The sequence below is a fragment of the Variovorax sp. J22G73 genome (genome assembly GCF_030317035.1).
In the GTDB taxonomy this organism is placed as follows: Bacteria; Pseudomonadota; Gammaproteobacteria; order Burkholderiales; family Burkholderiaceae_C; genus Variovorax.
Genome location: NZ_JASZYK010000015.1, coordinates 102502 through 116320 on the forward strand (window position 1 = coordinate 102502; position 13819 = coordinate 116320).

Here is a 13819-nt window from a genome sequence, read left to right on the forward strand (position 1 = left end):
GGCTCGTCATGAAAATCAAGGACTCCGTGGTCTTCATCACCGGTGCGAACCGGGGGCTCGGCCTGGCGTTCGCCAAGGCCGCGCTGGCCGCCGGCGCGCGCAAGGTCTATGGCGCGGCGCGCGACCCGAACAGCATCACGCTGGCCGGCGTGACGCCGGTGGCGCTCGACGTGACGCAGCCCGCGCAGATCGAGGCGGCCGCGCGCGCCTGCGGCGACGTCACGCTGCTGGTCAACAACGCGGGCATCTCGCGCGGCTCCAGCTTCCTGGGCTCGCCCGATGCCGTGGCCGCCGCGCGGGCCGAGCTGGAAACCAACTTCTTCGGCCCCTGGGCGGTCACGCAGGCCTTCGCGCCGGTGCTCGCGGCCAACGGCGGCGGCGCGGTGCTCAATGCGCTGTCGGTGCTGAGCTGGGCGACCTTCCCGAGCGTGGCGACCTACTGCGCGAGCAAGTCGGCGGCCTGGTCGCTGAGCAACGGCCTGCGCAACGAGCTCGCGGGGCAGGGCACGCAGGTCACGAGCCTGCACATGGCGCTGATGGACACCGACATGGCGCGCAACGTGCCCGGCGACAAGGTCTCGCCCGACGACGTGGCGCGCCAGGCGCTCGAAGGCGTGGAGGCCGGCCAGATCGAGGTGCTGGCGGACGACACGTCGCGCCACGTGAAGCAGGGCCTGTCGAGCGCCACGCCGCCTTACGCATCGGCACCGGGCTGAGCGCGGCAACCGCAGCACACGCGGGCTGCGCCCCAAACGACAACCCGGGCCTGGCCCGGGTTTTTTGTATCAGTAGCGGTACGGATTGTTCGGCCGGCGGTCGTAGCGGTTGGGCACGCCGTCGCGGTCGTTGTCGCGGCGGCCGTAGTGGCGGCGGTCGTCCCAGCGGCGGTCGCGGTAATGGCGGTCGGGTCCGTAGTGGCGCGGGCCGTAGTACCGCGGCGGAGGCGGCGGTGCGTAGTAACGGCGCGGCGGCGGCGGTGGCACGACGTACACCTGCGCCTGGATGATGGGGCCGCCTCGCTGGGCCTGTGCCGGTGCGCTGAGCGCGGCCAGCGACAGCAGGACTGCGGCGCCGAATGCGAAAGTAAGCTTTTTCATGTGATCCCCCGGTTTGTGGTTGGAAGCCTCATCCTCGCGGCCTTGTGTGAAGCGCTTGTAAGGCTGGAGCGAAATCGGATGAAGAGCTGTAAGCCCGTGCGCGCCGCTTTTCTTGTGCGTTGCGGCATCACGACCGAGGCTCGATGCTAAAGGCGCACGGCGGCCGGCGCGCCTCATGAGGCGCGCCATTGGTTGTAGGCCGTTGGCTCAGACGCGCAGGGCTGCCGCGGCCGTCCTGGCCGCCGGATCGGGCAGCATGCGCCGCAGCGCCTCGAAGAACAGGTCCGACTGTTCGCGCTCGCCCTGGATCTGCGCGGCCACGTGCGCGGCCAGCTTCGCATCGACCGGCACCAGCGGGCGCCCGGTCGACTGCGCGATCACCTGGTGCAGGCAGGCGCGTTCCAGGTAGTACAGGTCGTCGTAGGCGTGCGCGATGGTGCCGCCCGCGACGATCACGCCGTGGTTCGCCAGGAAGGCCACGTCCTTGCCGGCCATGGCGCGCGCGATGCGCTCGCCTTCAGCGTCGTCGAGCGCCAGTCCGTTGTACTGGGCGTCGATGGCGATGCGGTTCATGTAGCGCATCGCGTTCTGGCTCGCGGTCGGGTCCAGCGCGCGGTCGACCGTGAGCGTGAGCGCGGTGGCGTAGGGCATGTGGCAGTGCAGCACCACAGCGTGACCGGTGAGCCGGTGCACCGCGCCGTGGATGAACAGCGCCGTGGGCTCCACGCGGTGGCGGCCCGCGAGCACCTCGCCGTGCACGTCGATCAGCACGATGTCGTCCGCGCCGATCTCGCTCCAGTGCAGCCCGCGCGGGTTGATGAGGTAGCGGTCTTGCGCGCCCGGCAGCATCACGCTGAAGTGGTTGCACACGCCTTCGGACAGCCCGTGGTGGGCGGCCGCGCGCAGGGCGAGGGCGAGGTCTTCGCGCAGCTTGCGCACGGTGGGGCTGGCGTAGTCGGAATCGGCGGACATGGTGGGGTTCTCCGTTGTTCTTGTGAGGGAAAAAAGCGAAAAGGCCGCGGCCTTGTCAGGCAAGCTTCGTGCCGGTCCACGCGGCAATGAACTGCTTCGCGTCCTCGCGCACCGCCGAGGCCTGCTTGCCGGGCTTGTACAGCGCTGAGCCGATGCCGAAGCCGGTCGCGCCCGCGGCGCGCCACTCGTTCATGTTCGACGGCGTGATGCCGCCCACGGGCATCACCGGCGTGCCCTTGGGCAGCACGGCCAGCAGCGCCTTCACCACGGCGGGCGAGGCCAGTTCGGCCGGGAACAGCTTGAGCCCGGTGGCGCCCGATGCGAGCGCGCCGAAAGCCTCGGTCGGCGTCATCACGCCGGGCAGGCAGACCAGGCCCAGGCGCGCGGCTTCGCTCACCACCTCGGCGTTGTAGTTGGGCGAGACGATCAGCTCGCCGCCGGCCGCGTGCACGTCGCGCACCTGCTGCGCCGACAGCACCGTGCCCGCGCCCACCAGCGCCCGCGGAAAGCGCTGGCGCATCAGCGCGATGCTCTCCAGCGGCTGCGGCGAATTGAGCGGCACCTCGAGCAGCCGGAAGCCGGGCTCGACGATGGCGTCGCCCACGTCGGCCGCTTCCGCCGGCGTGAGCCCGCGCAGGATGGCCACCAGCGGCAGCGTGCGCACGGCGGCGTTGAATTTGTCGAGGGGCGTGGTCATGCGGGCGTTCGTTCGGTGCGGTCGGTGTCGAGAAAGCCGGACAGCGCGTGCAATCCGGCCCAGGTGGCTTCGGCGCCCAGCGTGCGCGTGGCGACGCCGGTGGCGCGCAGGGCCAGTGTGTAGCGCTGGGTGAGGGCGGAGGAGCCGATGAGCACTACCTCGCCCACGGCCTGCAGCGACTGCGTGAACAGTTCTTCGCCAATCAGCAGGCCCGAGAGGTAGCTGGCCAGCTCCTGCTTCGGCATGCGCTCGAACAGCGCCAGCGTGCGCGTGCCGAAGGCGTTGTGCAGCAGGCCGTGGCCTTTCTCGGAGCGCGTGACGCCCTCGAGGAACGATGCCTCGTCGAGCGGCGCCGACGCATCGAGCGTGCGCGCGAGGATCGAATGCTGGCTCAGCAGCGCGTAGAACTCGCCGGTCATGTAGGTGCGAAAGCCCGCCACGCGGCCCTTCTTCACCGTGACCCATTTGTTGTGCGTGCCGGGCAGCACGAACACGCCGTCGTCCAGCGCGGTGATCGACATGGCGCCGAAGATCTGCACTTCTTCGCCGCGCATCACGTCGGGCACGCCGGCATGCTCGTCGCTCAGCCCCGGCACGATCGCGATGCGCGAGCCCGGAACGGCGTCGATGTCGATGATCTTGCGGCCCACTTCCACGCGGCCCGCGGGGCAGGCGCAGTAGGGCGCCTCGACCCAGCCCTGCTTGCTGCCGGCCATGCCGGAGATGAGGCACCGCGCGCCGTCGAGGCGCATCCAGTCGCCGAACAGCGCCTCGAAGACGGCGGGGAAACCGCCTTCAGGCACGGTGAGGATGCCGCGCGCGTCGCTGCGTTCTTCGAGCACCTTGCCGGCTTCGTCCAGCAGGGCGCCTCGCAGGGAGCTTGTGCCCCAGTCGATTGCTACCAGTCTTGTCATTTCAATGGTCGGATTTGTTCGAGGCTTGGTTGTTCGTTGCGCGCTTGTTCAGGGCGTGGTCGCACCCCGAACACGACACCCCTCGCCACAAACCCTGAACCCTAGTGATTGTCGCGCGGCACGAAAGACCCGCGACGACCGCGCAGGAAGTTCAGGTCGGCCCCCTGGTCGGCCTGCAGCACCGTGTCGACATACAGCTTCCAGTACCCCGAGTCGAGCGGCGCAACCGGCGCGACCCACTTCGAACGGCGTTCGGCGAGCTCCTCGTCGCTCACGTGCAGGTGCAGCCTGCGGTTGGGCACGTCGAGCTCCACGATGTCGCCGTTCTGCACCAATGCCAGCGGTCCGCCGGCCGCGGCCTCGGGCGACGTGTGCAGCACCACCGTGCCGTAGGCCGTGCCGCTCATGCGGGCATCGCTGATGCGGACCATGTCGGTGATGCCCTTGCGCAGCACCTTCGGCGGCAGCGGCATGTTGCCCGCCTCGGCCATGCCGGGGTAGCCCTTGGGGCCGCAGTTCTTCAGCACCATGATGCAGTGCTCGTCGATGTCCAGGCTCTCGTCGTCGATGCGCTTGTGCAGGTCTTCGGCGCTTTCGAACACCACCGCGCGGCCCTTGTGCACCAGCAGTTCCGGCGTGGCCGCGCTGGGCTTGATGATGGCGCCGTTGGGCGCGAGGTTGCCGCGCAGCACGCAGATGCCGGCCTTTTCCTTGAAGGGCTCGGCCACCGTGCGGATGACCTGCGGGCCATAGTTTTCGGCGTCCTTCACGTTGTTCCACAGGCTGTCGCCGGTGACCGTGAGCACATCCTTGTGCAGGTGCTCGGCGATTTCCTTGATGACCACCGGCAGGCCGCCCGCGTAGCAGAAGTCTTCCATCAGGTACTGGCCCGAGGGCTGCAGGTTGACCAGGCAGGGCAGCTCGGAGGCCAGGCGGTCGAAGTCGTCGAGCGTCAGGTCGACGCCGATGCGCCCGGCAATCGCCAGCAGGTGGATCACCAGGTTGGTCGAGCCGCCGATGGCCGCGTTGACCTTGATGGCGTTCTCGATGGCCTCGCGCGTGAGGATCTTCGACATGTTCATGTCTTCATGCACCATGCCGACGATGCGCCGGCCCGCCTGGCGCGCCAGCACGTTGCGCCGGCCGTCGACCGCGGGGTAGGCCGCGTTGCCCGGCAGGCCGATGCCCAGCGACTCGACCATGCAGGCCATGGTGCTGGCGGTGCCCATCGTCATGCAGTGGCCGTGGCTGCGGTGCATGCAGCTCTCGGCCTCGAAAAATTCCTGCAGCTTCAGCGTGCCGGCGCGCACCTGCTCGCTCATCTGCCACACGCCGGTGCCCGAGCCCAGCTCCTGGCCGCGCCACTTGCCCGAGAGCATCGGGCCACCGGACACGCCGATGGTGGGGAGGTCGACGCTGGCCGCGCCCATCATCAGTGCGGGGGTTGTCTTGTCGCAGCCCATGAGCAGCACCACGCCGTCGAGCGGGTTGCCGCGAATGCTTTCCTCGACGTCCATGCTCGCGAGGTTGCGGTACAGCATGGCGGTGGGGCGCAGCAGCGTCTCGCCGAGCGACATCACCGGGAACTCGAGCGGAAAGCCGCCGGCCTCGTACACGCCGATCTTCACCTGCTCGGCCAGCGTGCGGAAATGCGAGTTGCAGGGCGTGAGCTCGCTGAAGGTGTTGCAGATGCCGATGACCGGACGACCGTCGAACTGGTCGTGCGGCACGCCCTTGCCCTTCATCCAGCTGCGGTAGATGAAACCGTCGCGGTCGTTGCGGCCGAACCATTGCTGGCTGCGCAGCTCTCCGGGTTTTTTCTTCGGGGGAATGCTCATGGGGTGTCTCCGTTTTATTGGCTCCAGCAGCCCCAAGGCTCAGGGTTTGTCCTGCCGAAGGTCGATTTCAATCATCATATGATAAGCGCGAACGACTCGCCGAGCACCCCCATTTTCAGAGCGCAGAGATAGCAAATTTCGCATCGCACATGATCAAGAACATCCACGGTCGAACGCTCGAACTGCTCGGTGAAGCAGTGGTGGCGGGACGCTATGCGATCGGTGCGTCGATACCCGCGGAACCCATCCTCGGCGAAGAGCTGGGCGTGAGCCGCACCGTGGTGCGCGAGGCCATCAAGTCGCTCGCGGCCAAGGGCCTGATCGTGACCGGCCCGAAGGTCGGCACGCGCGTGCTGCCCAAGGACAAGTGGAACTGGTTTGACCCCGACGTCATCACTTGGCAGGCGCGCGCCGGGCTCACGCCCGAGTTCTTGCGCGACCTGCAGGACCTGCGCCGCGTGGTGGAGCCCGCGGCCGTGCGCCTCGCGGCCGAACGCGCCACCGACACGGACATCGCCGAAATCGAAAGCGCCTTCGCCGGCATGAAGGAAGCCGTGGAAAACGGCGGCGACTACGTCACCTTCGACCTGCGCTTTCACAACGGCCTGCTGAGCGCCGCGGGCAACCGCATGCTGTCGCAGATGAGCAAGGTGCTCAATGCGCTGCTGCGCACCAGCTTCGAGATTTCGACCACCAAGCCCGACGGCCCCGCGCTCTCGCTGCCGCTGCACCGCGCGGTGCTCGACGCGGTGATTGCGCACGACCCGGCCAAGGCCGAGCTTGCGATCATCCGGCTCATCGACGGCGCGCGCCAGGACATCGAGGACGTGCTGGGCTCCCGCCGGCGCCTGCCGCGCCTGAGCAGGCCGCCGCCACGGCTGAAGGCGAGCTAGCCGCTCAGGCCGCCCGCGTCCGCCTTCGCGTTTGTCCGCAGTTCGCATCCGGTTCTTTCACCCTACGCTCGCCCCCCGAGCCAATTCCACCAGAGAAGAGAAGGAGACAAACCCATGAAACTCGTCAAATCGCTCATTGCGCCGACGCTCGTCGCGCTGGGCCTGATCGCGTCAGGCAACGCCGCCGCACAAGAAAAGCTCACCGTCTGGTGGGTCAAGGGCTTCTACAAGGCGGAGGACGACGCGCTGTTTGCCGCCATCAAGAAGTTCGAGGAAAAGCACAAGGACGTGAAGGTCGAGCTGTCGCAGTACCCGGTGCAGGACATGATCCCCAAGACCGTGTCCGCGCTCGACTCCGGCAGCCCGCCCGATGTGGCCTATGCCGACGTGTACGACTTCCAGGTCACGGGCAAGTGGGCGTTCGACGGCAAGCTCGAAGACATCGGCAGCGTGCTCACGCCCATGAAGGACCGCTTCGCGACCAACACCATCGAGACCACGTTCCTCTACAACGACCAGACCAAGAAGAAGGCGTACTACGCCTTCCCCATCAAGCAGCAGACGATGCACATCGAGTACTGGCTCGACATGCTCGCGGAAGCCGGCTTCAAGGAGTCCGACATCCCAACGACGTGGAAGGAGTACTGGCCCTTCTGGTGCGAGAAGGTGCAGCCCGCCAGCCGGCAGAAGAGCGGCAAGCGCACCTTCGGCATCGGCATGCCGATGGGCGTGGATTCGAGCGACGCGTTCTATTCGTTCCTGACCTTCATGGACGCCTACAACGTGAAGCTGGTGGACGACAACGGCAAGCTGCTGGTGGACGACCCCAAGGTGCGCACCGGCCTCATCGCGGCCATGACCGATTACACCAAGCCCTACCTCACGGGCTGCACGCCGCCTTCGTCCACCAGCTGGAAAGACCCGGACAACAACGTCGCGTTCCACAACAAGACCACCGTGATGACGCACAACGCGACCATCTCGCTGCCGGCGAAGTGGCTCGACGATTCGAACAACGCCACGCTCACGCCCGAGCAGCGTGAAGAGGCCAAGAAGAACTACACCGAGCGCATTCGCACGGCCGGTTTTCCGACCAAGCCCGACGGCACCAAGATGGTCTACCGCACGGCGGTGAAGACCGGCGTGGTGTTCAAGGACGGCAAGAACAAGGCGCGCGCCAAGGAGTTCGTGACCTTCCTGCTGCAGGAAGAAAACCTCACGCCGTACGTCGAGGGTTCGCTGGGCCGCTGGTTCCCGGTGACCAAGGCCGGGCAGGCCAGCCCGTTCTGGCAGGCCGACTCGCATCGCAAGTCGGTGTTCAACCAGTACGCGGCCGGCACCGTGACCTTCGAGTTCACGAAGAACTACCGCTTCACCGTGATCAACAACGAGAACGTCTGGGCCAAGGCCATGAGCCGCATCGTGACCGACAAGCTGCCGGTGGACAAGGCGGTGGACGAGATGATCGCGCGCATCAAGACGGTGGCGGCGCAGTAAGCGCGCAGCGCCCGCGAACGCACAGCAGTTGACGCCATGAGCTCGACCGTTACCGTCTCCGACACCGCTGTCGATGCCGCGGCCCCCGCCGCGGCACCGGTGGCGAACCTGGGTGCGCGCCACGCGCGCTGGCAGTTCTGGGGCGCGGTGATGGTCGTGCCCTACCTGCTGGTGTTCGTGGTGTTCGTGCTCTACCCGGTGGGCTACGGGCTGTGGCTCGCCCGCCATCCGCAGAGCTACGTGAAGCTGGTGGAAGACCCGATCTTCTTCCGCTCCGTGATCAACACGGCCGTGTTCCTGGTCGTGGCCATCAACATCAAGATGCTCGTGGCGCTGGTGCTGTCGGGCTTCTTCGTGACCTCGCGCTGGTGGATCAAGATCGTCTCGGCGATCTTCATCCTGCCGTGGGCGATGCCTTCGATTCCGACCATCCTGTCGTTCCGCTTCATGCTGAACCCGGAGTGGGGCGTGATCAACACCACCATCTTCCGCCTCACCGGCGCCGATGGTCCCAACTGGCTCAACGACCCGTCGCTGGCGCTGGGCTTCGCGATGCTGGTACACGTGTGGAAGTCGCTGCCGTTCTGGACACTCATCCTCGTGGCCGGCCGGCTGGCCATTCCGGGCGAGCAGTACGAGGCGGCGTCTGTCGACGGCGCCTCGTCGTGGCAGAAGTTCCGCTTCGTGAGCTGGCCGGCGCTGAAGACGCTGTACGTCACCTCGCTCATCCTGTCGATGATCTGGACGCTGGGCGACTTCAACAGCGTGTACCTGCTGACCGGTGGCGGCCCTGCCGACCTGACGCACGTGCTCGCCACGCTGGGCATTCGCTACCTGCGGCTGGACCAGGTCGACTTGTCGATGGCGTCCATCGTCGTGGCCATGCCGCTGGTGTTGCCCCTTGTGTACTTCATGATGAAGAGGCTCTCGAAATGAAGCGCTGGACCCCCAAGGCCGTGCTGACCGAGGCCAAGCTGCTGCTCATCGGCATTCCGGTGCTGCTGTGGACGCTGGTGCCGGTCTATCACATGGCGCTGTTCGCGTTCTCGAGCAAGGACTCGGCCACCAGCGGCCACCTGTGGCCCACGCACCCGACGCTGAACAACTTTGCCACGGTGTTCCAGCAGAAGCACTTCTACCTGAGCCACTTCTGGGTGCAGCTGGGCAACTCGCTGGTCATCGCGCTGTCGGTGGGCGCGATCACGCTGTTCGTGGCGACCACCGCCGCGTTCGCCATCAGCCGGCTGCGCGTGCGCGGCGGGCGCACGGTGATGAACCTGGCGCTGTTCACGTACTTCATTCCGGCGGCCTTCCTGGCGGTGCCCATGTACAAGACCATGGGCAACTACGGGCTGCTGAACAGCCAGTGGGCGCTCATTCTTGCCATGGTGACCATCGCCTCGCCCTACTGCATATGGGTGCTGAAGCAGGCGTCGGACAAGCTGCCCTACGAGCTCGACGAGGCCGCGCGCATGGACGGCGCCTCGCCGCTGCAGCTGTTCCGCCTGGTGTACCTGCCGCTGATGGTGCCTTCGCTGGTGGCCGTGGGCACGTACTCGCTGCTGCTCGCGTGGAACGAGTACCTCTATGCCTTCCTGCTGCTGTCGAACGACAAGAGCGTGACGCTGGCGGTGGCGCTGGGCAACTTCCTGTCGGCCGACGATTCGCCATGGGAGCTGCTGATGGCCACGGGCCTGATCTACGCGTTGCCTCCGGCGGCGATCTACTACGCATTCAAGCGCTACATGGTCGGCGGGCTGACCGCCGGCGCCGTCAAGAGCTGAACGATTTCAGGGACTACACATGGCATCCGTTTCCTTTCGCAATATCGAGAAATCCTTCGGCAAGGTCCAGATCATCAAGGGCCTGGGCTTCGACATCACCGACGGCGAGTTCGTGGTGCTGGTCGGTCCGTCGGGCTGCGGCAAGTCGACGCTGCTGCGCATGCTCGCGGGGCTGGAAGACATCAGCGGCGGCGAGATCGTGATCGACGGCCGGGTGGTCAACGACCTGGAGTCGAAGGACCGCGACATCGCCATGGTGTTCCAGAGCTATGCGCTCTACCCGCACATGACGGTGGGCGAGAACATGGGCTTCAGCCTGCGCCTGCGCAACGCCGAGAAATCGGTGACCGACGAACGCGTGTCGCGCGCCGCCAAGATCCTCAACCTCGACGCGCTGCTGGGCCGCTACCCGCGCGAACTCTCGGGCGGGCAGCGCCAGCGCGTGGCCATGGGGCGCGCCATCGTGCGCGACCCGAAGGTGTTTCTGTTCGACGAGCCGCTGTCCAACCTGGACGCCAAGCTGCGCGTGGCGATGCGCGCGGAGATCAAGGCGCTGCACCAGCGCCTGAAGACCACCACCGTGTACGTCACCCACGACCAGATCGAGGCCATGACCATGGCCGACCGCATCGTGGTGATGCACGACGGCATCGTCGAGCAGATCGGCACGCCGCTGGACCTGTACGACCGGCCCGACAACCTGTTCGTGGCGCAGTTCATCGGCTCGCCGTCGATGAACGTCATCGAGGGCACGGTGCGGCGTTCGGGCGGCGAGTGCTGGGTCGAGGCGCAGGGTGCGCGCTGGCCGGTGCCGGTGGGCACCTCGGCGCCCGACGGGCAGCCGGTGCACTACGGCGTGCGCCCGGGCGACATGACGCTCGGCGGCGGCTCGCACGGCGTGGAAGCCAAGGTGATCGTGGTCGAGCCCACGGGCGCGGAAACCGAGCTGCTGGTGCAGGTCGGCGAAGCCAGGCTGGTGCTGGCGGTGCACGGCCGTGTCGATGCCCGGCCCGACGAGCTCGTGCGGCTGGCCATCGAGGCCGAGAGCGTGCACCTGTTCGACCGGCAGAGCGGCAAGCGCATGGGCTGACAAAGCCCCGGTGACGGGCGCTCAGTCGGTGCGCAGTCGCAGCAGCGCCCGCACGAAGCCGTGGTCGGAGCGCGAGCGGTCGCGCCCCTCGTGCAGGTGGTCGTTGAAGTAGTCGACGCGCCGCACGTCGCCCAGGCTGTGGCGGCTGGAGGCCACGAACTCCTCGCTCACCAGGATCTGGTCGAGCACATCGGGAAAGCCCTGGTGGATGTGCGAATAGGCCACGTCCTTCTTCAGCGCCGCCTCGCCCTGCATCTCGTAGGCGTTGAACAGCGCCACGTCGCGCGCGCCCTTGTCGTACGCGACCTCCGATGTGGCCGCCACCAGTTGCGTGGTGACGCTGTGCGGGTTGTCGTTGAAGTCCCCCATCACCACCAGCGGCACGTTGGTGCCCTGCAGCAGGTCGATGACGATGCAGCGCAGGGCGGCGGCCTCGGCGCCGCGCATCAGCAGCGAACGCAGCGAGGCCATCACGCCGACCTTGCGGTCGTCGCGGTCCTCCAGGTGGTTGCCCTGGGCGTCCTGCAGGAACTTGGGGCGCTTGGACTTCAGGTGCACCGTGAGCACGTGCACCTGCTGGCCGTGCTTCATGTGCACCGTGACCAGCAGGGGTGGGCGCTCGAAGCGCGTGTGCGGGCCCAGGCCGGGCACGTCGACGCCGAAGCCCGGCGGAAAGTCTATGAAGGAGCGGACGTCGTCCACCTTGAGCCGCGTGGCGATGCCCACGCGCGGCGTGCCCTGCGCGCCCGGCCGTGCGGGCGAGCCCGGCGGGCTGCCGGGCAGCGGCGTGTTTTCCGCGCCGGGCGCCGACACGAAGTCGTAGCGCAGCCCGCTGCGCGCGATGCAGGCCTTGAGCGCCGCCTCGTCCCACACCTCCTGCACCGCCAGCACGTCGGCGTTGAGCGCGTGGAAGCGCTCGCCGGTCCAGTCGATCTTTCGCTCGTACTCGCGCTCGGTGTAGCCGTCCTGGTTCTCGTAGTACACCCGGCTCGGGTTCGCGAGGTTCAGCAGGTTGCAGGTGGCTACGAAGAGGGTGGCGTAGTTGGGTGGGATGTACTGCATGAGGACACGATTGTGACGATTGTGTCCTGAGTCGGAATGGGCGGTCGGAGCACTGTGCGCGCAAGCGCATGCCGCGGCGCCAAAGAAAAAGGGCACCGAAGTGCCCTTGATTCATGTGCGAGGCAGCCGTGCTGCCTGCGCTATTCAGCGACCGAACGAACGGCCACCGCCGCCGCCACCACCGGAGCGGCCACCGCCGCCACCGCCGTAGCCGCCGCCGCCACCCGAACGGCCACCGCCGCCCGAACGGTTGCCGCCGTAGCCGCCACCGCCGCCACCCGGGCGACCGCGACCGCGGCCGGCACCCATGTGGTCCACGCTCGTGCGCAACGGATCCGGCTGGCCTGCCGCGCCGCCCGCGACCGCTTCGGCGCGCAGGTGCGCGACCTGGTTGGCCTGCGTCGGGCTGTGGCTGTTGCCGTGATGGCGCGGTTGGCGCTCGTCGTGCGGCTGGTGGTTTTGCGCCTGGTGCGCCGGTGCATGGTGCGGTGCGCGTGCCGGGCCTTGCGGGCCGCGGCCTTGCGGCGCGCGTGCGCCCGGACCACGCGGGCCCTGGCCCTGGCCCTGGCCTTGACCTCCGCCCTGGCCACCGCCGTTGGCGCTGCGGCCTTGGCCGCCGCCCTGGCCGCCACCGCGGCGTTGACCGCCGCCGTTGCCGCCACCACCACCGTTGCCGCCGCCCTGGCCGGCCTTGTTCTCGCGGATGCGCGACAGCATCTCGGTGCGCGCGGCCTTCGCGGCCGCCTGCATCACGTCGCGGCTCGGCGGACGGCCGGCGCCGCCCCAGATCGTCTGGCGACCCATGGCGATCGGCTCAGCGCGCTCGCCGTCTTCAGGGCCGTAGCCCTCGACGATCTGCACGGGAATCGTCTGCTTGGTGAAGCGTTCGATTTCCTGCATGAAGCCTTCTTCGTCCAGGCACACGAAGCTCACGGCCTCGCCGCTCGAACCGGCGCGGCCGGTGCGGCCGATGCGGTGCACGTAGTCTTCGCTGACGTTCGGAATCTCGTAGTTCACGACGTGCGGCAGCTCGTCGATGTCGATGCCGCGCGCGGCGATGTCGGTGGCCACCAGGGCGCGGATGTCACCGCTCTTGAAGCCGGCCAGCGCCTGCGTGCGCGCGCTCTGGCTCTTGTTGCCGTGCAGCGCCATCGCCTCGATGCCGTTCTTGGTCAGGAACTCGGCCACGCTGTTCGCACCGAACTTGGTGCGCGTGAACACGAGCACCTGGCTCCACTTGTTCTCGTTGATGATGTGCGCGAGCAGCGCCTTCTTCTTGCCGCGGCCCACGGGGTGGATCACCTGGGTGATGCGCTGCACGGTGGTGTTGCGCGGCGTGACCTGGATGCTTTGCGGGTTCTTCAGCAGCGTGGCGGCGAGGTCGCGGATGTCGTCGCTGAAGGTGGCCGAGAACAGCAGGCTCTGCTTTTCCTTGGGCACCAGCGCCAGGATCTTCTTCACGTCGTGGATGAAGCCCATGTCCAGCATGCGGTCGGCTTCGTCCAGGATCAGCATCTGCACCTGGCTCAGGTCGAGCATGCCCTGCTGTTGCAGGTCGAGCAGGCGGCCTGGCGTGGCCACGAGGATGTCGACGCCCTTCTTGAGCTTGCTGATCTGCGGATTCATGCCGACGCCGCCGAAGATCACGGTCGAGTCGAGCTGCAGGTACTTGCCGTAGGTGCGAACCGACTCTTCGACCTGCGCGGCGAGTTCGCGCGTGGGGGTGAGCACCAGGGCACGGATGCCGATGCCGCCGAACTTGTTGGTGGCGCTGCGGCTCATGGTGAGCTTGTGCAGCATCGGCAGCGTGAAGGCGGCCGTCTTGCCGGTGCCGGTTTGTGCGCCGCCCAGCAGGTCATGACCTTCGAGCACTGCGGGGATGGCCTGCGCCTGGATGGGGGTGGGGGTGTCGTAGCCGTGCTCGTGCACAGCCTTCAAGATGGCGGGAGCCAGCTTCAGTTCATCAAAATTCATT

Annotated in this window: 13 protein-coding genes; 6 read left to right on the forward strand and 7 right to left on the reverse strand. The window is 67.5% G+C overall.

The window, feature by feature from the left end; all coding sequences use genetic code 11:
- Nucleotides 1-8 precede the first annotated feature (8 nt).
- A complete protein-coding gene (locus QTI51_RS33720) occupies nucleotides 9-716 on the forward strand; it encodes an SDR family oxidoreductase (protein WP_116912795.1) in 708 nt (235 codons plus the stop codon).
- A gap of 69 nt (nucleotides 717-785) precedes the next feature.
- On the opposite strand, the gene QTI51_RS33725 is transcribed toward QTI51_RS33720, so the two are convergent.
- The 5 genes from QTI51_RS33725 to QTI51_RS33745 all read right to left on the reverse strand — a co-directional run bounded on the left by QTI51_RS33725 (nucleotide 786) and on the right by QTI51_RS33745 (nucleotide 5518).
- Entirely contained in the window at nucleotides 786-1097 is a 312-nt protein-coding gene (locus QTI51_RS33725) for a hypothetical protein (protein ID WP_116912796.1), read from the reverse strand.
- Nucleotides 1098-1304: 207 nt separating this feature from the next.
- Nucleotides 1305-2132 (reverse strand): aldolase, encoded by an 828-nt coding sequence (locus tag QTI51_RS33730; RefSeq protein WP_286517448.1) that lies wholly within the window; start codon nucleotides 2130-2132, stop codon nucleotides 1305-1307.
- Entirely contained in the window at nucleotides 2125-2766 is a 642-nt protein-coding gene (locus QTI51_RS33735; protein ID WP_116912798.1) for a 2-dehydro-3-deoxy-6-phosphogalactonate aldolase, read from the reverse strand. The genes QTI51_RS33730 and QTI51_RS33735 overlap by 8 nt, the downstream gene beginning before the upstream one ends.
- Nucleotides 2763-3680 (reverse strand): 2-dehydro-3-deoxygalactonokinase, encoded by a 918-nt coding sequence (locus QTI51_RS33740; protein WP_116912799.1) that lies wholly within the window; start codon nucleotides 3678-3680, stop codon nucleotides 2763-2765. Before QTI51_RS33740 ends, QTI51_RS33735 begins: the two co-directional genes overlap by 4 nt.
- 101 nt (nucleotides 3681-3781) lie before the next feature.
- On the reverse strand, nucleotides 3782-5518 hold the full coding sequence (locus QTI51_RS33745) for an IlvD/Edd family dehydratase (RefSeq protein WP_116912800.1): 1737 nt from the start codon (nucleotides 5516-5518) through the stop codon (nucleotides 3782-3784).
- 149 nt (nucleotides 5519-5667) lie between these two features.
- Between QTI51_RS33745 and QTI51_RS33750 the strand changes: the two genes are divergently transcribed.
- From QTI51_RS33750 to QTI51_RS33770, 5 genes are all read left to right on the forward strand, one after another.
- On the forward strand, nucleotides 5668-6411 hold the full coding sequence (locus QTI51_RS33750; protein ID WP_116912801.1) for a FadR/GntR family transcriptional regulator: 744 nt from the start codon (nucleotides 5668-5670) through the stop codon (nucleotides 6409-6411).
- 114 nt (nucleotides 6412-6525) lie between these two features.
- Nucleotides 6526-7908 (forward strand): ABC transporter substrate-binding protein, encoded by a 1383-nt coding sequence (locus QTI51_RS33755; RefSeq protein WP_108136454.1) that lies wholly within the window; start codon nucleotides 6526-6528, stop codon nucleotides 7906-7908.
- Nucleotides 7909-7944: 36 nt separating this feature from the next.
- Nucleotides 7945-8844: a carbohydrate ABC transporter permease gene (locus QTI51_RS33760; protein WP_116912802.1), complete on the forward strand. Its 900-nt coding sequence runs from the start codon at nucleotides 7945-7947 to the stop codon at nucleotides 8842-8844.
- Complete coding sequence (locus QTI51_RS33765; RefSeq protein ID WP_116912803.1) at nucleotides 8841-9692, forward strand: carbohydrate ABC transporter permease; 852 nt, start codon at nucleotides 8841-8843, stop codon at nucleotides 9690-9692. The genes QTI51_RS33760 and QTI51_RS33765 overlap by 4 nt, the downstream gene beginning before the upstream one ends.
- Nucleotides 9693-9711: 19 nt before the next feature.
- Nucleotides 9712-10782, forward strand: coding sequence for an ABC transporter ATP-binding protein (locus QTI51_RS33770; protein WP_116912804.1), 1071 nt, complete (start codon nucleotides 9712-9714; stop codon nucleotides 10780-10782).
- A 21-nt stretch (nucleotides 10783-10803) separates the two neighbouring features.
- Here the strand turns inward: QTI51_RS33770 and QTI51_RS33775 are convergent, their stop codons facing one another.
- Both QTI51_RS33775 and QTI51_RS33780 read right to left on the reverse strand, forming a co-directional pair.
- Complete coding sequence (locus QTI51_RS33775; protein WP_116912805.1) at nucleotides 10804-11844, reverse strand: endonuclease/exonuclease/phosphatase family protein; 1041 nt, start codon at nucleotides 11842-11844, stop codon at nucleotides 10804-10806.
- A gap of 144 nt (nucleotides 11845-11988) precedes the next feature.
- Complete coding sequence (locus QTI51_RS33780; RefSeq protein WP_116912806.1) at nucleotides 11989-13818, reverse strand: DEAD/DEAH box helicase; 1830 nt, start codon at nucleotides 13816-13818, stop codon at nucleotides 11989-11991.
- Nucleotide 13819: the final 1 nt, after the last annotated feature.